Raw genomic sequence first — 21,716 nt, 5'->3', positions numbered from 1 at the left:
GGTACCCCCAGACGGGCTGATCGATGCCGGACCTGGCTGAAACGGAGCCGCTGTTATGCACCTCGACCACCCCCACCACGGCCCCGCCGCCGTGAGTGCCGACGCCCACCGTCCCGACGGCTCCCGCCGCGCCCTGCGCATCGGGCTCGGCGGACCCGTCGGCTCCGGGAAGACCGCGACCGTTGCCGCGCTCTGCCGTGCGCTGCGCGACCAGCTGTCCCTGGCCGTCGTCACCAATGACATCTACACCCGCGAGGACGCCGAGTTCCTGCTCCGGGAAGCGGTGCTGCCGCCCGAGCGGATCGCGGCCGTGGAGACCGGGGCCTGCCCGCACACCGCGATCCGCGACGACATCTCCGCCAACCTCGAGGCCGTGGAGGACCTGGAGGACGAGGTCGGGCCGCTGGACCTGATCCTCGTCGAGTCCGGCGGAGACAACCTCACCGCCACCTTCTCCAAGGGGCTCGTGGACGCGCAGATCTTCGTGATCGACGTGGCGGGCGGCGACGACATCCCGCGCAAGGGCGGGCCCGGCGTCACCACCGCCGATCTGCTCGTCGTCAACAAGACCGACCTCGCGCCGTACGTCGGCTCCGACCTCGCCCGGATGGCCGCCGACGCCAAGGCGCAGCGGGCCGAACTCCCGGTCGTGTTCCAGTCGTTGCGCGAGGAGGCCGGCGTCGCGGACGTGGCCGCGTGGGTGCGGGAGCGGCTCGCCGCGTGGGCGGCATGACGGCGACCGGCGTCCGGGCGAACGCCCGGATCGTCGCTCGCGCCGACGGACGCGGCGGTACGGCGCTGCCCGTGCTGGACGGCGAGGGCCCGCTGGCGCTGCGCCGCACCCGGGCGAGCGGCGGCGAGGCGCGGGTGATGGTCGTCGGCGCGATGAGCGGCCCGCTCGGCGGGGACCGCTTCTCGCTGGAGGCACGGGTGGAGGAGGGCGCCCGGCTGCACGTCGGCTCGGCCGCCGCCACCATCGCGCTCCCGGGCCAGGGCAAGGGCGAGGCCCGCTACGACGTACGGCTGGACGTGGCCGACGGCGGCGAGTTGCGCTGGCTGCCCGAGCAGCTGATCTCGGCCGGCGGCAGCGACCTGTACGTCACCACCCGGGTCGAACTCGCCGCCGGGGCACGGCTCGTGCTGCGCGAGGAGCAGGTGCTCGGCCGGGTCGGAGAGCAACCCGGGCGGCTCACCAGTCGGCTCACGGTGCGTGTCGCCGGCCGGGCCGTGCTGGACCAGGAGCTGTCCTGCGGGCCCGGCGCGCCGGGCGGCTGGGACGGGCCCGCCGTGCTCGCCGGACACCGGTCGGTGGGCCAACTGGTCGTCGTGCGGCCCGAGTTCGCCGAGCAGCCGGTTGCGGCGCGGATGCTGGGGGAGCGCGCCGCGCTGGTACCGCTCGCGGGACCCGCCGTACTCGTCAGCGCCGTGGCCCCCGACGCACTCGGGCTGCGGCTGGTGCTGGACGAGGCGCTGACCCTGCTGGCCTGAAAAGGCGCACGTTCCGCTCAGCGGGACGTGATCATCCGTTTATCGGATTGGTAAAGAAACGTCTGCGACCCCTGTTCTCAGAGGGCTCACAGCGGAGAGGATCCCCGCCTGACCACTCGTATAACTCTGTTGGGGGAGGGGCCCACTTGAGGGAGAACAGACCGAAGAGCCGCCTGCTGGCGTTCGGTTCGGCAGGAGCACTCGTCACCGCAACTCTGATAGCCGGCGCGGTGGCGGCTCCCGCGGCGAGCGCCGACAGCCGCCACGGGCAGGACCGCGAGGCCAGGGGCGCCCGGATCGCCGCCGCCCGCGCCGCCAAGGCCGGCATCGACTGGCAGGACTGCCCTGCCGACTGGGGCCTGGAGAAGCCCATCCAGTGCGGCTGGGTCTCCGTGCCGCTCGACTACGCCAAGCCGTACGGCAAGCAGATCAAGCTCGCCGTCGACCGCATCGGCAATACGGGGACCCCCGAGGAGCGCCAGGGCGCCCTCGTCTACAACCCGGGCGGTCCCGGTGGCTCCGGTCTGCGCTTCCCGCGCCGGGTCGTCACCAAGAACGCCATCTGGGCGAACGTCGCGAAGGCCTACGACTTCGTGGGCTTCGACCCGCGCGGCGTCGGCCACTCGGCGCCCATCTCCTGCGTCGACCCGCAGGAGTTCGTCAAGGCGCCCAAGGCCGACCCGGTCCCGGACACCGAGGCGGACAAGACCGCGCAGCGCAAGCTGGCCCGCGAGTACGCGCAGGGCTGCGCCGAGCGCAGCGGCGCCATGCTGCCCCAGATGACCACGCCGAACACCGCCCGCGACCTGGACGTCATCCGCGCCGCGCTGGGCGAGAAGAAGCTCAACTACCTCGGCGTCTCCTACGGCACCTACCTCGGCGCCGTCTACGGCACCCTCTTCCCGGGCCACCTGCGCCGCATGGTCGTGGACAGCGTGGTCGACCCGTCGCGCGAGAACATCTGGTACCAGGCCAACCTGAACCAGGACATCGCCTTCGAGGGCCGCTGGAAGGACTGGGAGGACTGGGTCGCCGCGAACGACGCCGCCTTCCACCTCGGCACCACCCGCGGCGCCGTCCAGGCCAAGTGGCTCGAACTGCGCGCCACCGCGAAGAAGAACCCCATCGGCGGGGTCGTCGGCCCGGCCGAGCTGATCTCCTTCTTCCAGAGCGCCCCGTACTACGACTCGTCGTGGGTGCCGGTCGCCTCGGTGTTCAGCAAGTACGTCGCCGGTGACACCAAGGCGCTCGTCGACGCGGCCGCCCCCGACCTGTCGGACACGGCGGGCAACATCAGCGCCGAGAACGGCAACGCCGTCTACACCGCCGTCGAGTGCGCCGACGCCAAGTGGCCCACCAGCTGGCGCAAGTGGGACCGGGACAACACCCGGCTCAACAAGGACTACCCGTTCATGACCTGGGCCAACGCCTGGATGAACCTGCCCTGCGCCACCTGGCCGACCAAGCAGCAGACCCCGGTGGACGTCAAGACGCACCGTGGCCTGCCGCCGGTGATGATCGTGCAGTCCACGCGTGACGCGGCGACCCCGTACCCGGGCGCCGTCGACCTGCACAAGCGCTTCAAGGGCTCCCGCCTGATCACCGAGGAGGGCGCGGGCTCCCACGGTGTGACCGGCCTGGTCAACCCCTGCATCAACGAGCGGGTCGACAGCTACCTGATCGACGGCAAGCTGGACACCGCCGACGTGACCTGCGCGCCGCACGCGACGCCCAAGCCGTAACCCCTCCGGTACGGCGACGAGGGGCGGCCGGACTCTCCGGCCGCCCCTTCGTCATGTCCTCGCCAGCCAGGCGTCCTCGGCCGCGTAGTCGAAGAGGTCGGGGTAGGCCCGCGCCAGCAGCGGAAAGCACTCCCGCCAGTCTCCCCCGGCGAGCCGCTGCCGCAGCCACTCCACCGTCTCCGGCAGGCTCTCCTCGTACGACACCACCGGCCGGTGGCCCAGCTCCCGCTCGGCGGCGGACATGTCCAGGACGACCGGCAGCGGCCCCGACCAGGGAGTGCCGCCGACGGATCCGGCGGGCGGCGGACCGGCCACGAGTGTGGTCTCCGGCTCCGTGCCCATGACCGCGTCGATCGCCGCCGCGATCCCGGCGACCGTCGGCGCCTGCGGATCACCGGCGTTGAGCACCCGGGATCCGGGGCGGGCCGCGGCCAGGCGGACCAGTTCGGCGATGTTCCGGGCGCTCGCCGGATGGAACCGGCTCTCCCCGCCGTACGCGAGCACCCGCCTGCCCCGCCCGTCCAGGTGCCGCTTCACGAAGTACAGCTCACGGGGGAGCGGACTGTACGGCCCGTGCACCGCACCCGCCCGCAGCACGGTCGTCGGCAACTCCTGGCCCCTCCTGAGCAGTTCATGTTCAAGGGCGGCCTTGCGGGTGCTGTAGGACGCCTCGCCCGGCGCCACCGTCGGCTGCGTCTCCGCGACCGGCACCGGGTACGCCGGGAAGCCGTCGGGCTCGTCCAGGGTGTCGAAGCCTCGCCCCTTGCCGTCCTCGTACACCGACACGCTGGAGATCACGACCGCCGAGCCGATCCGGCCCGCGAGGTCGGTCAGTTGCCGTGCGTGCCCGGCGTCGTACGCGACCATGTCGACCACCAGATCGCAGCCGTCACCCACCACGGCCGCGAGCGCCCCGTCGTCGGTACGGTCCAGCCGGACCGCCCGCACCCCCACGCCCCACGACTCGTCCCGGCCACCGCCCCGCGAGGCGGCCGTCACGTCCCAGCCGTCCCGCTCCAGTGCCGCCACCGCCGGACGGCCGATCTGTCCGCTCGCCCCGATCACCACAGCCCGCTTCATGGGGCGAGCCTAGGCACGCGGCACGCTCGTCGCGGAGCCGTTCTGCCGACGGCAGATCAGCTGAGCGGCGCCCGCGGGAACTTGCGCTCCTTCTTCTCGGCCGCCTGCTCCGCCTTGACGACGGCCGCGTACTGGTCGACGTACTCCTGTTCGGACAGCGAGAGGATCGCGTACATGATCTCGTCGGTGACGGCCCGCAGGATGGCCTTCTCGTGCTCCATGCCGGCGTAGCGGGAGAAGTCGAGCGGCCTGCCGAAACGGATGACCACGGGGTGCATCTTCGGAATCACCTTGCCGGGCGGCTGCGCCTCGAAGGTGCCGATCATCGCACAGGGCACCACCGGCACCCCCGCCTTCAGCGCCATGACCGCGACCCCGACCTTGCCCTTGTACAGCCGGCCGTCGTGCGAACGGGTGCCCTCCGGGTAGATGCCCAGCAGCTCGCCCTTGCTCAGCACCCCGAGCCCCTCGCGGATCGCGGCCTGTCCCGCGTCCTTGCCGGAGCGGTCCACCGGGATCTGACCGGCGCTGCGGAAGAAGAAAGCGGTGAGGCGCCCCTTGAGGCCGGGCCCGGTGAAGTACTCGGCCTTGGCGAGGAAGGTGATGCGCCGCTTCAGCATCGCCGGCATCAGGAAGTGGTCGGAGAAGGACAGATGGTTCCCCGCGACGATCGCCGGCCCCGACGCCGGCACGTTCTCCAGCCCCTCGATCCGGGGGCGGAAGACCAGTCTGAGGAGCGGGCCCAGCAGCACGTACTTGAGCAGGTAGTAGAACACGGTTCGTCCCTCTGCGCCTGAGGTCATCCGGAGTTATGTTCAGCCGATCTCGTGCTGACACCTTACTGAGTTCACTGACAGACAGTCAGGGGTGAGGGCCGCCCCGCTCTCGTCGACGGTGGAGGGCGGGGCGTCCCGCTGGTGCGACCGGTCGCGCATGCATAGCGTGATCACATGACCACAGAAACGGACCGGCCCGCTCTCGACGACCGGCGGTGGAAAGCGCTCGGGGTCTGTCTGACCGCGGGCTTCATCTCGCTGCTCGACGTCTCGATCGTGAACGTGGCTCTGCCTTCCATGGAGCGCGGGCTCGGTGCCTCCGAAGCCACCCAGTCCTGGGTGGTGTCCGGGTACGCCCTCGCCTTCGGGCTCGCGCTGGCGCCGGCGGGGCGACTGGGTGACCTGCGCGGGCGCCGCCAGGCGCTGCTGTTCGGCCTCGGCCTGTTCACGGCCGCTTCCGTGGGGTGCGGTCTCGCTCCCGGCCCCACCTGGTTGGTGGTGTTCCGGCTGGTCCAGGGTGCGGCCGCCGGTGTGGTCGCACCGCAGACCTCGGGGTTGATCCAGCAGATGTTCCAGGGCGCCGAGCGGGCTCGGGCCTTCGGTTTCCACGGCAGCGTCGTCGCCGTGTCCACCGCGGTGGGCCCGCTCGCGGGCGGACTGCTGATCCAGGCGTTCGGCCCGGACCACGGCTGGCGCTGGGTGTTCTTCGTCAATGTGCCCATCGGGGTGGCCGCCCTCATCGCGGGGCACCGGCTGCTGCCCCGCCTCCCGGTGCCGAGCGGCAAACCGGAGAAGTTCGATCCGGTCGGCGTACTGCTCCTCGGCACGGGCGTGCTCGCGTTGCTGCTTCCCCTGGTCCAGGAACAGCAGTGGCAGGGGCGCGCGAAGTGGGTACTGCTCCCGGTGGGCGCACTGCTGCTGGGGGCTTTCTGGGTGTGGGAAAGGATCCAGGGCAGCCGGGGCGAGGCGCCGCTGGTCGACCTCGGGCTCTTCTCCCTGCGCTCCTTCACGCTCGGCACCCTGATCAGCCTCACGTTCTTCGCCGGGCTCACCACCATCTTCTTCGTCCTGTCACTGTTCCTGCAGAACTCCGTGGCATACAGCGCCCTTGCCGCCGGTGTGACGATCCTGCCGTTCGCGGTCGCCTCGGCGGTCGGCGCGGCCCTCGGGGGACGGCTGGTGACGCGTTACGGCCGCAGCCTGGTCGTCATCGGCCTGAGTGCGGTGGTTCTCGGGCTGCTCGGCGTCGTGCTGGCCGTTCGGCTGGTGCCCGGCGAGGGCGTGGGCTGGGCGATGGCGCTGCCGCTGGTCATCGGCGGGATCGGGTCCGGTCTCACGGTCTCACCCAACACGACCCTCACCCTGATGCTCGTACCGGTACGACGGGCCGGTGCGGCCGGCGGGGTGATGCAGACCGGCCAGCGGATCGGCTCGGCCGTGGGTATCGCCGTGGTCGGAGCCGTGTATTTCGCGCACCTCTCCCACCACGGTCGTGCCACGACGGCCCTTCAGCTCGGGCTGCTCACCGTCATGGCCATCGTCCTCGTCGCCCTGGTCCTGGCCGTGGCCGATCTGCGGGAGCGCCGGGCGCATCCGGGCCGCGACGACCTCGCGGCGACGCTGCGGCGGGGCGTGGGGGAGAGCGGGGCCGGCGAGAAGGCGGGCCGCGGGGCCTGAGGCCCGGCTCGGCCCGAGGCCGAACGGGGTCTCGGGCCGGGCGGTCCTCAGCCGTCGGAACAGAGGTGATCGCCGTGCGTCAGCCCTTCTAGGCGCAGGGCAGCCGCCGCGCTGCGAAAAGAACCATCGAAATCTTCAGCGCGGTCGAAATGGTCAAGGCCTGCAGGAAGGGCATTCCCATGAGCCACAGGGCCACCATCATGGCCGTGAGGACCAGGAAAACCGGGAGCAGGTTGGTCTGCTTGACCACGGAACGCAGAACACCCGTGAGTGTTCGAGGCCGAGCCACCGTATCGATCGTGCCAACGCGGATCTCTTCTTCGTCGACTTGCGGCATTCTCTTTCCTTTCCGCGGGCTCGTTTCCGCTAGCGAGCCTAGGTATGGCCCCATGGGGTTGCCACCGCTGCTACTCCGACGTCGTCCGTACGCGGCCGGTGATGTGAACCTTTACGCCCGTTGGGAGGCATGCGGGTGAGTTCCGCGCGGGCATCCGCCGATTCGGTCCTACGTTCCGGACATGAAATTGAACCATGTTCGGTACGCCGCGTTCGTCGCCGTACTTGTCGCTGCGGGCCCGGGTGCTTTCCCGGCCTCGGCGGTCTCCTCCCCGGCCGCGCGGACCTTGACGGTGCGCCCGGGTGAGTCGATCCAGAAGGCGGTGGATGCCGCCCACGCCGGTGACACGGTCCTGGTGCAGGCCGGCACCTACCACGAGAGCGTCACGGTCAAAACCTCCGGACTGACCCTTCGCGGTGTCGGTCCGCGCACGGTGATCGTGCCTCCCCAGAAGAAGGCCGTCACCAGCCCCAAGGCAGCGGTCGGCTGCGTGGAGGGCGGCAAGGGCATCTGCGTGATCGGGCTCAGGAACAAGCCCGTCGCGGACGTGACCGTCTCCGACCTGAAGGTGACGGGCTTCTCCCGCGTCGGTCTGTGGTCCATGGCCACCGACCGCCTGACGGTGCAGCGGGTGAGGGCCGAGAAGAACGGCCAGTGGGGCATCTCGCAGGAGCACTCCACGCGCGGTGTGTTCAAGAACAACGTCGCCCGCAACAACGGTGACGCCGGGCTGTACCTCGCCAACACGACGATGTCGGAGAAGGGGGCCACGGACAGCCGGGGCCTGGTCGTGGCGGGGAACGACCTGGAGGGCAACCGGAACGGCCTGACGGTCCTGCGTCTGCGGAACCTCAAGGTCCAGCGGAACTACATGACCGGGAACTGCACCGGGATGATCGTGATCGGGGACGAGAACAAGCCCCGGGCCGGCGCGCTCACGGTCAGCGAGAACTATGTGCTGCGCAACAACAAGTACTGCGCCAAGACGGCCCGGCTGCCGTTCGCACAGGGCTCCGGGATCGTGCTGTCCGGTGCGGAGAGCGTTCTGCTGACGCACAACATGGTCGCGGGCAACAGCGGCAGCTCGCCGCTGTCGGGCGGGGTCGTGCTGTACAAGAGCTTCGTAGGCGCGGTCAACGACAAGAACCGCGTCGACGAGAACATGTTCACCGGCAACGCCCCGGCCGACCTGGTCAATCAGAACGCCTCGAAGGGCAGCAACCTCTTCCGCGGCAACCTCTGCCGGGTCTCGATCCCGGCCGGACTGTGCTGAGCTGAGCCGGCCTGTCGGCCGTGCGGCTCCGTGCACCGGACAGTGTCCCTTCGCGTCGCTCCCCGCGAGCGGTACGAAGGGACACTGCCGTTGCACCGGTTGGTGAGGGTGGCCCGCGTGACGGGTCCGGGCGCGCTCAGGCAGGAGCGAGCGCGGGCAGCAGACGCAGGGCGTTCCCGCGGTTGATGTGGCCGCGTTCCCGGTCGCCGAGGGCGGCATCTGCGTCCAGAGCGGGTGCGGTCACCTCGGTGACCACGCGCGTGGGGGTGGGCGGCCAGTCGCTTCCGTAGAGGATCCGGGAGGAACCCGCGGCGGCCAGCAGAGTGGGGGTGGCCGACGGGGACATGGGCGCGGCCGTGTCGTAGTAGAAGCGGTGCAGGTAGTCGCGGACACGGCCGGGGTCGACGGCGGGGACGAGCTGCCGGCCGAAGACCTCGATCCGGCTCGCGATGTAGGGGAGGTACCCGCCGCCGTGCGGGAGGATGAAGGTGAGCCGCGGGAAGCGGTCCAGAGTGCCGTTCATGATCAGGCTCAGGCCGGCGCGGGTGGTGTCCATGAGGAAGTCGCACACGAACGGCGGCACGCCCTCGGGGGCACCGGAGGTGTTCACCTGCATGGGGTGCGTGCTGATCACGGCGGCGCGTTCGTCCAGTTCCGCCATGATCGGGTCGAGTGCGGGGTCGCCCAGGAACGTGTTCCCCGTGCTGGTGCGCGCACTGACGCCCACGGCCCCGAGCTGGTCCATTCCGTGGGAGACGGACCAGCGGGAGAGTTCGGCGTCGTCGAGGAAGATGGGCGTGAAGAAGGCGAAGCGGCCGGAGTGCCTGGTGGCCAGGGCGCCGGCGGCGTCGAGGGCGACACGCGTGCTCTCCTTGCGTGCCGCCGCCTCCTTGAAGCGTCCGAGCATCGCGACGGTGAGGACGCTGGTGCGCGTGCCGGTCCGATCCATCAGGTCCAGGGCGGCGGTTTCGTCCCACCGGGTCCACGGCGGCAGGCTGTCACGGTCCGCAAACCCGTTCTTCTCGGCCCACCGCACCCATTCGGGGGCGGTGTAGTGGTGGTGGACGTCTATTCGTTCGTGTCGGGCGTCGTCGTCGCTCGGTGCGGTGCGGTGGCCTATGTCGCCCGGAGCTTGCAGGTCGGTCGGCATGGAAGGGCTCCCTACGGTGGAAGGGTCCGGGGGCGTCGGAGACGGGATCAGCGGCTGAGGAGGCCTTCGAGGACGTGCGTCAGCTCGGGCGCGGGGTTCGCGGGGAGATCTGCGGAGCGCCAGGCGACGATTCCGTCGGGGCGGACGAGCACCGCGCCCCGAGGGGTGACGCCGTGGACGGCGGCCCAGTCCGCGCCACCGCCATCGGTGCCGTGGGCGGCCGAGGTGTCGAGGTCGAAGTCCGGGCCGGCGCCGATGCGGTAGGACACCAGGGGGACGTCGAGCTTGGCCGCCGCGGCGTGGGCGGCCGCCGGCCACGGCCCGTCCGGAAGACCGGAGAGCAGGACGAAGGACCGCTCGTACAGATCGACGGTCGACTTGGTGTCCCCGTTGTGCACGACGGTCATGTGCGGGGCCCGGGTACCGGGGTCCGCCTGCAGACGGAGTGTCTCCGGGATGGTCGGCACCTCGGTGTCCGCGCCGGACACGGCCGTGGAGAGGTAGCGGTAACCGAGGGCCACGGTCATCAGGTCCGTGCTCTGGCCCGGGCCCTGCGCGGCGGCATAGCCGGGGTGCTCCTCGCGTGCCGCCTGCTCGATGGCCCGGGCGATCGTGGCCAGGGCGACCGGGCGCCGTTCGTTCTCGTAGGTGTCCAGCAGGCCCTCGCCCGCCCAGCCGTGCAGTACCGCAGTGATCTTCCAGGCCAGGTTGTGAGCGTCCTGGATTCCCGTGTTGGATCCGAACGCGCCGGTGGGGGGCATCTCGTGGGCCGAGTCACCGATGAGGAAGACGCGTCCCTGCCGGTAGCGGTCGGCGACCCGGTCCGCCGCGTGCCACGGGGCACGCCCGGTGACCTCGACGTCCAGGTCCCGTACGCCGGCGGCGGCCCTGACGTGGTCCGCGATGCGCGTGTCGGTGAAGTGTTCGAGCGTCTGGCCGCGCTCGGGGAACCACGGGATGTGGAAGACCCACTTCTCCTCGTTGTCGACGGGCAGCAGGACCCCGTCGCCCTCGGTCCCGTTCAGGTAGCAGACGAGGAAGCGCTGTTCGCCCACCACCTCGCGGAGAAGCTTGCTGCGGAAGGTGACGCTGACGTTGTGGAACAGGTCGCCCCCTCCGCTCTGTTTGATGCCCAGGCGCTCGCGCACCGGGCTGCGCGGCCCGTCGGCCGCCAGGAGGTAGGCCGTGCGCATCGTGTACGTCCGGCCGCTCTCCCGTTCGCGCAGTTCGCACGTCACGCCGTCCGGACCCTCGGTGAAGGAGACCAGCTCCGTACCGAAGCGCACGTCCCCGCCCAGTCGACGGGCGTGGTCCAGCAGGACCGGCTCCAGGTCGTTCTGGCTGCAGGCGCACCGCAGGGTGGAGCACACGTCCTTCTCGGGGGGCTTCCCGCCGGTGAGCCGGGCCGAGAGCCATCTGCTCCGACCGCCCGACAGTTTGTCCGTCTGCATGATGCCGTGATTGCCGGACAGGTTGGCCGCGGCCTTTCTGATGTCCGGTTCCACACCGGCGGTGCGGAACAACTCCATGGTCCGCATGTTGTTCCCCCGGCCCCGGGGGTGTTCGGAAGTGGCGGCCCGGCGTTCGGCGACCATATGACTGACGCCCAGTCTTCCCAGAAACACCGACGCGGACAGTCCGACAAGCGAACCGCCCACGATCAATACCGGCACCATTTCTTCGTCGCGCCTGTCCACGGCCCGTCCTCCTCCAGTGACCCAGCGGTAGTTCGGGCAGCAATTCGAACTCATGGCGGCCCTGGGATCGAACCTGTCATACGGCACTCGGGTCGGCAAACGAACCTTCCCTCGGACGGCGTACTCGTCGTTTCCGCGACGGCACCGTGCCGAAGAGGTCGGTCAGCGTCAGGGTGAATCGCGTTTTCCCGTCAGGAGTGGCGTCAATGCATTCCTGCGTTCCAGCGTTCAGCCGACTCGTGCCACTGCGGAAAGAGAAGAAGGGCCGTCGATGACTCAGATGCAAGAGCAGGAGACCGCGGACGAGACAGCCCGGGCAGTGGATGCGGCATCCCGCGGCTGCCCCGAGTACCGGTCCGACCCGCACCCTCTCTATCGGCATCTGCGTGAGAACGCGCCCGTGTGCCGTCTCACGCCGCCGCACGGTGTTGACTCGTACCTCATCACGCGGTTCGAGGACGCGAAGGCAGCCCTGGCCGACCCGCGGATCAGCAAGGACATGTACGCGGCCATCGACGCGTACCGTGCCATCTTCGGCGACTCCTCCATCGCCCTGGACGACAACATGCTGTTCGCCGACCCGCCGAAGCACACGCGGCTGCGCCGGATCGTCAGCAAGGCTTTCGTTCCCCGCCGTATCGAGGCCCTGCGCCCGCGGATCCAGGAGATCACCGACACGCTGCTCGACAAGTGCTCCACCCTGGAGCCCGTCGATCTCCTGTCGGCCTTCGCCTTCCCGCTGCCCCTCCAGGTGATCTGCGAGCTGATCGGCGTCCCCGAGGAGGAGCGGCAGGAGGTCCAGCAGTGGTGCAGCGTCGTCGCGCGGACCGGTTTCAGCAAGAAGGACAAGGACCGGCTGGCCGAGGCGGAGACCGCGCTCCGGGAGTACTTCGAGGTCCTGATCGCCCGTAAGCGGAAGGCCCCCGAGGACGACCTGCTGAGCGTTCTCATCCAGACGAGCGACGAGCAGGAGTCGCTGACGGACGGTGAGTTGCTGTCCACGCTGTGGGTGCTGCTGTTCGCCGGCCACAAGACGACCGCCTACCTCATCGGCAACGCCGTCTTCACACTGCTCACGCATCCCGAGCAGCTCAGGCAGGTGATCGACTCGCCCGAACTCCTCCCGAACGCCATCGAGGAGATCATCCGCTTCGAGGGCTCGGTCGAGAACGCGACCTTCCGGCACGCGCTCGAGGACATCACCATCGCGGGGACGCTCATTCCCAAGGGCTCGCTGGTGCAGATCGCGGTCACCTCGGCCAACCGGGACGCCGCCGCGTTCGAGAGCCCCGACGCCTTCGACATCGCCCGGCCGGGCGTGCAGAGCAACCATCTGGGATTCGGTACGGGCCCGCACTACTGCCTCGGCGCACCGCTGGCCAGGATGGAGATGCAGATCGCCCTGACCTCGCTCTTCCGCCGCTTCCCGAACCTCTCCCTGGTCATGCCGGCCGACGAGGCCAAGTGGCTGACCGTGCCCTTCCCCGCGTTCCGCGGCCTGACCGAGCTGCCCGTCGCACTGGACCCCTCCAGGGTTCTGGACGACTGGGCATCCGGGATGCCCGACATCGCGTGAGACTTGGCGCCGGTACCGGCATCGCAACGGCTCGTCCCCAGGTCCGTCAGGTCGGCTTCGAACCGACAGCATCTGCCCGGGGACGAGCCGTTGTCGCGTGGTTCAGGAGCTGTCCCGGCTTCGGGCCTCGGCCTCGGCGATGGACTGGGCCTCTGCTTCGGCCAGGGCGATGGCCACGCCGAAGGCCTGGGCGATGTGGCCCGCGGCCGACATGACACGCGCGGTGCCGACGACGGGGGCGATCGCCACGAGGACGTCCTGCAGCTGCTCCACGGTCAGTTCGGCCTTGACCGCCGGGTCGACGTGGGCGAGGTAGGAGATCGCCGGTGCGTCCATGGCCACGAGCGCGGCGATGCGGGTCAGGATGAGGGTGTGCTCGTCCATGCCGCAGCGTTCTATCGAGTCGATCGTCATGGCGGCCAGCGTGTCGAGGACAGGAGCGTCTGATGTGGTGGGCATGGAGGGACCGCCTTCCGGAGTCTGCCGTCTGGGCTCCTTCACCGTAGGCGGCCGCCCGGCGGCCTTTGCTCACCCGACGCGGGTGAGGCTGTCCGGACGTCGCTGACCGTGCTCCGGAAGACGTGTACGCGCCGTCCGGTCGGTCGGGGCAGGTCACCCCTGGTGGGTGAGGGCGGGCCGTGGCCCGGGATGGTCCGATACCGGCATGAGCAGGTCCGCGGGCGACTCGCCCGCCTCCGCGCCGACGGGTGGGAGCGGCGACGACGGCCTCGTGGGGCCCGTGCCCCAGGGGGTGACGCGGCTGGTCCTGGGGCTGGCCGACCTGGCGTCGCAGGCCGTGTCCGCGGCCCGTCCCGGGACGCCGCGTCGGGCGGGTGTGCCGGTGCCCCTCGGTGACGCGCTGCTCGGATTCGCGCTGGAGGTGGAGCGGCAGTCGGTGTCCAGGGTCGTGGGCACGGCCGACCGGGCCGGGCGCTGGGCCCACGCCGCCAGCCGGCTGCTCGTGCCGGCGGCCGTGCGGGGTGCGGCGGACCGCCGCATCGCGTACTGGAGCGCGCGGGGAGCGGCGGAACGGGAGCGATCGCGGAATCAGGCGGGGGACCTGGCGCGGGCGCTCGTCCGGGCGGTGACGGCGGCCGTCGTGGACGAGGTCGACCTCGACGCCGTGGCCGACCGCCTCGACGTGGACCGCGTGGCCCGGCGCGTCGACCTCGACGCCCTGCTGGCCCGGGTCGACCTCGACGCGGTCCTCGCCCGCGTGGACCTGGACGCCGTGCTGGCCCGGGTCGACGTCGACGCCCTGCTGTCCCGGATCGACCTCGACGCCGCCGTCGACCGGATCGACGTGGACGCGGTGGCGGAGCGGCTGGACGTGGACCGGGTCGCCCGGCGCATCGACCTCGACGCGGTGCTCGCCCGGGTGGACCTGGTGACGTACACCGAACAGGTGCTGGAGGAGCTGGACGTGGGGCGGATCGTCCGGGACACCGGGGGCAGCATGACGGCGGAGACGCTGGACGCGTTCCGGGAGCAGAACGCCCGCGCCGACCGGTTCGTGGACCGGTTCACCGACCGGCTGCTGCACCGGGCCGGATCCCCTCCGGGGCGGTCGGCCGGTGAGCCGCCGCCCGGAGCGCCACGCGAGGGACCGGAGTCGTCGTGACCTCGATGGCCCGTGCGCCCGGTCCGGCGGTTGCCCAAGGACTGCCGGCCGGGATCGTCACGCGTACCGTGGCCGCCGTCGTGGACGTCCTCGTCGTGCTCGGCGCGGTCGCGGTCGTTCAGTTCGGTTACGCGGCGCTGCGGTATCTGCTGGTGGGGCCCCCGTTCTCGGCGCCGCAGCTCGGCCTGTGGGGCGCCACGGGATTCGGCTCGGCGCTCGCGGCCGTCTATCTCGCGGGCAGCTGGTGCACGGTCGGGCGCACCGTCGGTGACCAGATGATGGGCCTGCGGGTGACCGGCCGGTCCGGCGCCCGCCTCACCCTCGTGCCCGCCGCGCTGCGGGCCGTCCTGTACCTCCTCTTCCCGCTGGGACTGCTGTGGATCCCGGCCAGCAGGCGCCGGGCCTCCGTCCAGGACCTGCTGGTGGGCAGTGCCGTGGTGCACGACTGGTACGGCCACTCGCGACCCCACCCCGGTCCGGCCGGCTCGCCCGGTCCACCGGGTCATGGAGCGGGCGAGCGGCCGTAGTCGGCACCGGGGGCACGTCAGCCCGTGTACGCCGCGAAGATCTTCGCGAACTCGTAGGGGGACTGCGGGACGTTCGTGCACTGGTACAGGGCACCGGTGCAGGCGTTTCGGTCCCGGGTCGCCTCCCAGAAGGCCAGCTCCCCGAGATGCTTGCCCTGCGCGAAGGCGACCAGTTGGCGGGCGTCGCTCTGGTCGTAGACGTGGCCGTCGTCGTTCTGGCCGAGCATCGGTGTCACGCCGACCATCGCCCAGAGCCGGTCGTCCGACCTGCCCGGGTAGAGCGACCGCAGCTGGGTGAAGGTGGACTGGGCGGCCTGGAGGGCGGCGTCGCCGTAGTCGACGCTCCGGTAGTAGTCCATCGCCATGATGTTCACGAGGTCGAGGTCGACCCCGGCGTCCCGCGCCGCCTTGACCACGTTCAGGCCGTCCGAGGTCAGGCCCTCCGGGAGCACGGGGAGCGTGAGGGAGATCCGCAGCCCGGGGTGGGCCTGCTGCAGACGGGCCAGGGCCTGGGAACGACGGCTGATCGAGGCCGGGTCGGCGACCGCCGCGCCCTCGATGTCGAAGTCGACATAGGTCAGGCCGTACGCGTTCACGACCGCGTTGTACTCGGTGTAGAGGGAGTCCACCGAGTCGCAGGCCTGGGCCAGTTCGATGCCGGACGCGCCGCCGAACGAGACCTTCACGTCACCGCCGTTCGCCCGGATCGCGTCGATCTGGTCCTTGGCCCAGCCGCTGCGCGGGTCATAGGCGTTGAACCACATGGCCTTGCAGCCGGAGGCGGTGACGAACGCCATGGTGTAGCTCTTGAGCCCGCTCGCCGAGGCCATGTCGGGCATGCTCGGGGTGGGCCACGCGCCCATGTCGATGTACGGAGCGGTGTGCACGCCGCCGCCCGGCTGGGTGCCCCCGGAGGCGGTCGTACCGCTGACCGCCGCGCTGTAGGCGGAGACGTTGCCCGCGGCGTCCCGGGCCCGCACGCGGAACGAGTAACTCGTGCTCGGCTGCAGCCCGGTGGCCGTGTACGAGGTTCCGGTCACCGTGACGGGTGTGCCGCCGTCGCGCGAGATGTCGTAGCCCGCGACGGATCCGGAGTCGTCCGTGGCGGCCGTCCACCGCACGGTCAGCGACGCGCTGGACGCGGAGCCCACGGATACCCCGCCGGGCACGCCGGGCGGGGTCGTGTCGCCGCCCGAACCACCCGTGCAGGGCGCGCCGTTGAGCCGGCAGCCAGCCGGTGTGCCGGTGCCGCTCGACACCCACCCGAAGGTGGTGCTCGCGCCCGGCGCCAACGAGCCGTTGTACTCACGGTTCTTGAAGGTGTAGTGACTGTCGCTCCGGGTGAGCAGCGCGTCCCAGTACGAGCCGACCGTGGTGCCGGACGGCAGGTCGAACTCGACGGTCCAGGCGGACACGGTCGTACTGCCGCCGTTGGTGATGGTGTAGGCGCCCTGGTAACCGCCGTCCCAGGTCGAGGTCCTGGCGAAGGACGCCGTGGCCGAGCCCGCGGCGAGTGCGGGCAGTGGGGTGAGGAGCAGGAGCAGTGCGCCGAGGAACAGGGCGACGAGTGCCGATGGTCTTCGCATCGCTGCCTCCACTGGGGAGTTGGGCGCCGGGTCGACGCGCGAGGCCGCACAGGATTGGTCCGTACCAATGGATGGCATGTATGTATCGATTGGCTGGATCCGCGTCAAGGGCCTTGTGCTGTAAAGGACCTGACGGATCATGCGCGCGCACCGGCGGGGCCCCCGGCTCGTTCACCGCGGCGGCTGCGCGCGCTGTTCGTGCCGGCGGTGCTGGCCGGGCTGCTGGGCATGCACGCCCTCGCGTCCGGCGGCGGCACGGGGCACGGGGAGCATGCCCGGGCCGCGCACACGAAGGTCGCGGTCATCACTCAGGGCGACTGTCCCGAGGGGGACGGGCACTGCGGTGGCCATCTGATGCACCACGCCGATTCCACCTGCGCGTCCGGTGCCGTGAACGGCGGTCCGCAGCCGCCCGCGCTCGTCCCCGACCCCGTGACCGCCCTCGCACCGACGACCGACCTGCGCTCGTACGCGGTCACGGCGCCGGACGGGGCCCGTGCACCACCCTCCCTGGCGGAACTCCAACTCCTGCGGATCTAGAGGCCGCGACGACCGCATGCGCCGCGGTCGTCCTCCCACGCGTGCCCGAAGACGGCTTTCGAACAGCAGGAGTTCCCGTATGACCAGCCGTACCCTGACGCGCCGTGCCGCCCTCGTCGCGGTGACCGGCGTCGCCCACGCGGGCCACGGCACCCCGGTGGCGGGCACGAGTGCCTCCGGCTCCGCCACCGCCACGTCGCACAACGCCCGGCACGTCGCCTTCGCGCAGGGCATGATCCGAACCACCGGCAGGCCCTGGAGATGGCGCGGCTCGCCGACGGCCGCGCCTCCTCGGCCCGGGTGAAGGACTTCGCCGCCCGGATCGAGAAGGCGCAGGACCCGGAGATCCGCACCATGACCGGCTGGCTCAAGGCATGGGGCGAGCAGGTGCCGATGGCCGGCATGGACCACTCGGGTCACGCCGGCATGTCCGGGATGATGAGCGACGGCGACATGGCCGCCCTCGAGATGGCCACCACGGAGAAGGGCGAGGGCCGGTACGGCCCCGCCAAGGGCATGGCCGTAGACATCGTCAGCGCCCAGAACGCCGAGATCGAGGAGATGAAGCAGCTCCTCGGCACGAGCGAGAGCAAGAACCGGAGCTGACGGAGCGGGCAGGGGGCCGGCGGTACGCGTCCGGCCCCCTGCCCCCCGTCACCGGCCGGTCGAGCCGAGCACCTTCTCCAGCGAGCCCAGCGCCGAGCGCAGCTCGTCGGCCGTGATGGTCAGCGGGGGCGCCAGCCGGATCGTGGAGCCGTGCGTGTCCTTGACCAGGACACCCTCCCGCATGAGCGCCTCGCTGATCTCACGGCCCGTGCCGATGGCCGGGTCGACGTCGACGCCCGCCCACAGCCCACGCGCGCGGAAGCCGGTCACGCCCCGGCCGACGAGCTCGGCCAGGCCGCTGTGCAGGATCTGCCCCAGGTCGGCCGCCCGGCGCTGGAACTCACCGGTCTCCAGCAGCTCGACCACCGCCGTGCCGACCGCCGCCGCCAGCGGGTTGCCGCCGAACGTGGAGCCGTGCTCGCCCGGGCGCAGCACGCCCAGCACCTCGCGCCGGGCCACCACCGCCGACACCGGCACGATGCCGCCGCCGAGCGCCTTGCCGAGCAGCAGCACGTCCGGGACGACGTCCTCGTGCTCGACGGCGAGGGTACGGCCGGTGCGGCCGAGGCCGGACTGGATCTCGTCCGCGATGAACAGGCAGCCCTTGCGGCGCGTCAGCTCACGCACACCGGCCAGGTAGCCGTCGTCCGGGATGACGACCCCGGCCTCGCCCTGGATGGGCTCGAGCAGCACCGCCGCCGTCGTCTCGTCGACCGCCTCCTCCAGCGCGGCCAGGTCGTTGTACGGCACGATCCGGAAGCCGGGCGTGAACGGGCCGAAGCCGGAGCGGGCCGTCTCGTCCGTGGAGAAGCTGACGATCGTCGTCGTGCGGCCGTGGAAGTTCTCCGCCGCGACCACGATCGTGGCCCGGTCGGCGGCGACGCCCTTCACGTCGTACGCCCACTTGCGGGCCACCTTGATGCCGCTCTCCACCGCCTCCGCGCCGGTGTTCATCGGCAGCACCATGTCCAGGCCGGTCAGCTCCGCGAGCCGCTCGGCGAACTCGGCGAGCCGGTCGTTGTGGAAGGCCCGGGAGGTGAGGGTCAGCCGGTCGAGCTGGCGGTGCGCGGCCTCGATCAGCGCCGGGTGCCGGTGGCCGAAGTTGAGGGCCGAGTAGCCGGCCAGCATGTCGAGGTAGCGGCGGCCCTCGACGTCCTCCACCCAGGTGCCCTCGGCCCGGGCGACGACCACGGGCAGGGGGTGGTAGTTGTGCGCGAGGACCGGCTCCTCCGCCTTGATCAGGTCGTCGGACGTGCGCTCGTGCGCGGGTGCGGTCATCAGCGGATCTCCTGGGTGCAGCACTTGATGCCACCGCCGGCCTTGTGGAACTCCGACAGGTCGACGGGGACGGGGATGTAGCCGTGGTCGGTCAGGCGCTCGGCCAGCGCCTCGGCCTTGGGGGCGATGAAGACGTGCCGGCCGTCGGACACGGAGTTCAGGCCGAATGCCATCGCGTCGTCGCGGGTGGCGAGCACCGCGTCCGGGTACAGGCGCTTGAGCACCTCCCGGCTCCCGGGCGAGAAGGCCTCCGGGTAGTAGGCGATGTTGTCGTCGTCGAGGACGAACAGCGCCGTGTCCAGGTGGTAGAAGTACGGGTCCACCAGGGTCAGGCCGATCACCGGGTGGCCGAGGAACTCCTGCGCCTCGCGGTGGGCCTCACGGGTGGTGCGGAACCCGGTGCCGGCCAGCACGTACCGGCCCGTCCACACCAGGTCACCCTCGCCCTCGGTCACCGCCTCGGGCCGGTAGACGTCGTAGCCGGCCGACTTGAACCACGTGTCGTAGTGGACCGACTCGGCGCGTCGCTCCTGCGCGTGGAACAGGGAGCCGAAGACCCGGCCGCCGACCACGAACGCCGCGTTGGCGGCGAACACCATGTCGGGCAGGCCCGGGACGGGGTCGACCGCCTCGACGGAGTGGCCGTGGGAGCGGTAGGTGCGGATCAGCGCCTGCCACTGCTCCTGGGCCAGATCCACGTCGACGGGTGTGTCGGGATGCATCCAGGGATTGATCGCGTACTGCACGGCGAAATGTCTGGGTTCGCAGACGAGGAAGCGCCGAGGGCGCGGCACACGGCTTTCGGGCACAGAGGGTTTCCTCCGCTTTCCTGCGCGTCACTGAGGGTTGGCACAACGGTAGAAAGGGACGGCGGCGGACGACAAGAAACGAAAGCTGCGTGCATGCGCAGCATCGCTGCGTTCCCAGCAGGCAGAACGCACGAGAACTGCGCGCTTCGGGGTTTACTTCGTGATCACTCGGGTGCGGCGTGGGTCGCGCCCGCTTCCGGGCTTTCCGGGAGGAGGTGGGACAGCACCATCACGCTGATCGTCTTCCGGATGAACGGTTCGGCACGGATCCGCTCCAGCACCTCCTCGAAGTGCTCCACGTCCCGCGCCCGCACGTGCAGCAGCGCGTCCGCGCCGCCGGTCACCGTCATGGCCGCCGTGATCTCCGGGTGGTTGCGCACCACCTCCGCCAGGCGCCGCGGCGGGGCCGCGCCCTCGCAGTACACCTCGACGTACGCCTCCGTGCGCCAGCCCAGCGCGGCGGGCTTCACGGTCGCCGTGAACCCGGTGACCACACCGGTCTCCCGCAGCCGGTCCACGCGCCGTTTGACCGCGGTGGACGACAGCCCGATCGCCGCGCCGATCTCGGCGAAGCTGGTCCTGGCGTTCGCCATCAGCGCGGTGATGATCTTCCGGTCGAGGTCGTCGAAAGAGGTAGTCCTGCTGTTCATGCGGGCACTGTAATCAGCCACGCCCGCGTCGAGCGTCCTACGACTGGGTGACGACCATGGCGAGCGTCAGCAGCATGAGCACCACCCATCCGAACCACAGCCAGCCGTTGCTGCCGAGCGCGACCGTGTAGGCCGTCACGACGACGAGCCCGCCGACGGTCATCGCCCCCATCGCCTTGGTGGAACCGTTCGTGGAACCGGGCATCGCGACACCCTCCTCATGGTCCGTCCTCGACCATGGTGCCCCGAACGCCGCGCGAACGGCATACCGCGCACTCGGCTCTCTCTACCGCGGACTCAGCTCTCGCGCGCGTTGAGCGAGGCCAGATAGGCGTTGTACGCCGCCAGCTCCTTGTCGCCGTCCCGGTCGGCGGCCCGGTCCGAGCGCCTGGCCTGCCGCTGCTCGGAGCCGTACCACTGGAACAGCAGCGCGATCAGCACCAGCACGGACGGGATCTCACTGAACGCCCAGGCGATGCCGCCGGCCGCGTTCTGGTCGGCGAGCGCGTCGATGCCGAGCGAGGCGGGCGCGTGCTTGAACGTCTCGACCATCGGCTCCGACGCCATCATCAGTGCGATGCCGAAGAAGGCGTGGAACGGCATGCCCGCGAACAGCTCCAGCATCCGCATCAGGTGACCCGGCCGGTGGGGCCCCGGGTCCACGCCGATGATCGGCCAGAAGAAGACCACACCCACGGCGAGGAAGTGCACCATCATCCCGATGTGCCCGACCTTCGACCCCATCAGGAAGTCGAACAGCGGGGAGAAGTACAGCGCGTACAGGCTCGCGATGAACATCGGGATCGTGAAGGCCGGGTGGGTGATGATCCGCATGTACCGGCTGTGCAGCAGCACCAGCAGCAGCTCACGCGGCCCCTTGCGGCCCTTGCCGGCCACCGGCAGCGCGCGCAGCGCCAGCGTGACCGGGGCGCCCAGCAGGATCAGGATCGGCGACAGCATGCTGATCACCATGTGCTGCACCATGTGCACGCTGAACATGACCATGCCGTAGTCGTTCAGCCTGGTGCACATCACCAGCGCGATGGTCAGCACACCGACGACGTACGACACCGTCCGGGCCACGGACCACGCGTCCCCACGCCGCCGCAGCCGCACCACACCCCAGCCGTACAGAGCCAGCCCGGCCAGACAGGCGACGAGAAAGAAGGGGTCCGCCGACCACTGGAGCCCCCGCCCCAGCGTGAACGGCGGCAAGTCCATCATCATGCCGTGCCCGCTGTGATCCATCCGGCGGCTCCTGATTCGTGGGGGTTGTACGCGTCTGTCCGCCCCCAAGAGTAGA

The 21,716-nt window shown here is 70.8% G+C and carries 21 protein-coding genes and 1 pseudogene; 10 read left to right on the top strand and 12 right to left on the bottom strand.

Annotation, left to right across the window (positions count from 1 at the left end; all coding sequences use genetic code 11):
- Positions 1–55: 55 nt before the first annotated feature.
- From ureG to ACIRVH_RS22765, 3 genes are all read left to right on the top strand, one after another.
- Positions 56–733, top strand: a complete 678-nt coding sequence (gene ureG / locus ACIRVH_RS22775; protein ID WP_403956061.1) for an urease accessory protein UreG — start codon at positions 56–58, stop codon at positions 731–733.
- Positions 730–1,488 carry an urease accessory protein UreD gene (locus tag ACIRVH_RS22770; protein WP_403956356.1) on the top strand — a complete coding sequence of 253 codons (759 nt, stop codon included), beginning with the start codon at positions 730–732 and terminating at the stop codon, positions 1,486–1,488. The genes ureG and ACIRVH_RS22770 overlap by 4 nt, the downstream gene beginning before the upstream one ends.
- A gap of 146 nt (positions 1,489–1,634) precedes the next feature.
- Entirely contained in the window at positions 1,635–3,230 is a 1,596-nt protein-coding gene (locus tag ACIRVH_RS22765) for an alpha/beta hydrolase (protein ID WP_403956059.1), read from the top strand.
- A 51-nt stretch (positions 3,231–3,281) separates the two neighbouring features.
- Here ACIRVH_RS22765 and ACIRVH_RS22760 read toward each other — a convergent pair whose 3' ends face one another.
- Positions 3,282–4,298, bottom strand: coding sequence for an NAD-dependent epimerase/dehydratase family protein (locus tag ACIRVH_RS22760; protein ID WP_403956354.1), 1,017 nt, complete (start codon positions 4,296–4,298; stop codon positions 3,282–3,284).
- A 68-nt stretch (positions 4,299–4,366) separates the two neighbouring features.
- A complete protein-coding gene (locus ACIRVH_RS22755; protein WP_403956352.1) occupies positions 4,367–5,086 on the bottom strand; it encodes a lysophospholipid acyltransferase family protein in 720 nt (239 codons plus the stop codon).
- A gap of 174 nt (positions 5,087–5,260) precedes the next feature.
- On the opposite strand from ACIRVH_RS22755, the gene ACIRVH_RS22750 reads away from it, so the two are divergent.
- Positions 5,261–6,763: an MFS transporter gene (locus tag ACIRVH_RS22750; protein WP_403956057.1), complete on the top strand. Its 1,503-nt coding sequence runs from the start codon at positions 5,261–5,263 to the stop codon at positions 6,761–6,763.
- Positions 6,764–6,851: 88 nt separating this feature from the next.
- On the opposite strand, the gene ACIRVH_RS22745 is transcribed toward ACIRVH_RS22750, so the two are convergent.
- Complete coding sequence (locus ACIRVH_RS22745; RefSeq protein WP_403956055.1) at positions 6,852–7,100, bottom strand: hypothetical protein; 249 nt, start codon at positions 7,098–7,100, stop codon at positions 6,852–6,854.
- Positions 7,101–7,281: 181 nt separating this feature from the next.
- Here ACIRVH_RS22745 and ACIRVH_RS22740 point away from each other — a divergent pair, with 181 nt between their 5' ends.
- Positions 7,282–8,373 carry a nitrous oxide reductase family maturation protein NosD gene (locus ACIRVH_RS22740; RefSeq protein ID WP_403956054.1) on the top strand — a complete coding sequence of 364 codons (1,092 nt, stop codon included), beginning with the start codon at positions 7,282–7,284 and terminating at the stop codon, positions 8,371–8,373.
- A gap of 136 nt (positions 8,374–8,509) precedes the next feature.
- Here ACIRVH_RS22740 and ACIRVH_RS22735 read toward each other — a convergent pair whose 3' ends face one another.
- Positions 8,510–9,523, bottom strand: coding sequence for an amidohydrolase family protein (locus ACIRVH_RS22735; protein WP_403956053.1), 1,014 nt, complete (start codon positions 9,521–9,523; stop codon positions 8,510–8,512).
- A gap of 47 nt (positions 9,524–9,570) precedes the next feature.
- Positions 9,571–11,199 carry an FAD-dependent oxidoreductase gene (locus tag ACIRVH_RS22730; protein WP_403956351.1) on the bottom strand — a complete coding sequence of 543 codons (1,629 nt, stop codon included), beginning with the start codon at positions 11,197–11,199 and terminating at the stop codon, positions 9,571–9,573.
- Positions 11,200–11,491: 292 nt separating this feature from the next.
- Here ACIRVH_RS22730 and ACIRVH_RS22725 point away from each other — a divergent pair, with 292 nt between their 5' ends.
- The gene (locus ACIRVH_RS22725) at positions 11,492–12,796 is read left to right on the top strand and encodes a cytochrome P450 (protein ID WP_403956051.1); all 1,305 of its coding nucleotides are present in this window, start codon (positions 11,492–11,494) and stop codon (positions 12,794–12,796) included.
- Positions 12,797–12,898: 102 nt separating this feature from the next.
- Here the strand turns inward: ACIRVH_RS22725 and ACIRVH_RS22720 are convergent, their stop codons facing one another.
- Positions 12,899–13,255 (bottom strand): carboxymuconolactone decarboxylase, encoded by a 357-nt coding sequence (locus tag ACIRVH_RS22720; RefSeq protein WP_403956050.1) that lies wholly within the window; start codon positions 13,253–13,255, stop codon positions 12,899–12,901.
- A gap of 205 nt (positions 13,256–13,460) precedes the next feature.
- Here ACIRVH_RS22720 and ACIRVH_RS22715 point away from each other — a divergent pair, with 205 nt between their 5' ends.
- Together ACIRVH_RS22715 and ACIRVH_RS22710 are read left to right on the top strand one after the other, a co-directional pair.
- The gene (locus ACIRVH_RS22715; RefSeq protein ID WP_403956048.1) at positions 13,461–14,417 is read left to right on the top strand and encodes a hypothetical protein; all 957 of its coding nucleotides are present in this window, start codon (positions 13,461–13,463) and stop codon (positions 14,415–14,417) included.
- 5 nt (positions 14,418–14,422) lie between these two features.
- Positions 14,423–14,944 carry an RDD family protein gene (locus ACIRVH_RS22710; RefSeq protein WP_403956349.1) on the top strand — a complete coding sequence of 174 codons (522 nt, stop codon included), beginning with the start codon at positions 14,423–14,425 and terminating at the stop codon, positions 14,942–14,944.
- 17 nt (positions 14,945–14,961) lie between these two features.
- Here ACIRVH_RS22710 and ACIRVH_RS22705 read toward each other — a convergent pair whose 3' ends face one another.
- Positions 14,962–16,530, bottom strand: coding sequence for a cellulose binding domain-containing protein (locus ACIRVH_RS22705; RefSeq protein ID WP_403956046.1), 1,569 nt, complete (start codon positions 16,528–16,530; stop codon positions 14,962–14,964).
- A gap of 198 nt (positions 16,531–16,728) precedes the next feature.
- Here ACIRVH_RS22705 and ACIRVH_RS22700 point away from each other — a divergent pair, with 198 nt between their 5' ends.
- Both ACIRVH_RS22700 and ACIRVH_RS22695 read left to right on the top strand, forming a co-directional pair.
- Positions 16,729–17,070, top strand: a complete 342-nt coding sequence (locus tag ACIRVH_RS22700) for a DUF6153 family protein (protein ID WP_403956045.1) — start codon at positions 16,729–16,731, stop codon at positions 17,068–17,070.
- A 79-nt stretch (positions 17,071–17,149) separates the two neighbouring features.
- A pseudogene (locus tag ACIRVH_RS22695) lies at positions 17,150–17,676 on the top strand (DUF305 domain-containing protein).
- Positions 17,677–17,724: 48 nt separating this feature from the next.
- Here ACIRVH_RS22695 and rocD read toward each other — a convergent pair.
- The 5 genes from rocD to ACIRVH_RS22670 form a co-directional block, all read right to left on the bottom strand.
- Entirely contained in the window at positions 17,725–18,954 is a 1,230-nt protein-coding gene (gene rocD / locus ACIRVH_RS22690) for an ornithine--oxo-acid transaminase (protein ID WP_403956044.1), read from the bottom strand.
- Complete coding sequence (ddaH, locus tag ACIRVH_RS22685) at positions 18,954–19,763, bottom strand: dimethylargininase (RefSeq protein ID WP_403956042.1); 810 nt, start codon at positions 19,761–19,763, stop codon at positions 18,954–18,956. Before ddaH ends, rocD begins: the two co-directional genes overlap by 1 nt.
- 164 nt (positions 19,764–19,927) lie before the next feature.
- A complete protein-coding gene (locus ACIRVH_RS22680) occupies positions 19,928–20,413 on the bottom strand; it encodes an Lrp/AsnC family transcriptional regulator (protein ID WP_403956040.1) in 486 nt (161 codons plus the stop codon).
- Positions 20,414–20,450: 37 nt separating this feature from the next.
- Complete coding sequence (locus ACIRVH_RS22675) at positions 20,451–20,618, bottom strand: hypothetical protein (RefSeq protein ID WP_386580597.1); 168 nt, start codon at positions 20,616–20,618, stop codon at positions 20,451–20,453.
- Between the two features lie 92 nt (positions 20,619–20,710).
- Positions 20,711–21,661, bottom strand: a complete 951-nt coding sequence (locus ACIRVH_RS22670) for a cytochrome c oxidase assembly protein (protein ID WP_403956038.1) — start codon at positions 21,659–21,661, stop codon at positions 20,711–20,713.
- Between the last annotated feature and the right edge of the window lie 55 nt (positions 21,662–21,716).

Source organism: Streptomyces sp. NPDC101165 (genome assembly GCF_044768135.1).
GTDB lineage: Bacteria > Actinomycetota > Actinomycetes > Streptomycetales > Streptomycetaceae > Streptomyces.
The sequence above is the reverse complement of the archived record's forward strand: the minus strand, read 5'-3'. Positions and strand labels throughout refer to the sequence as shown.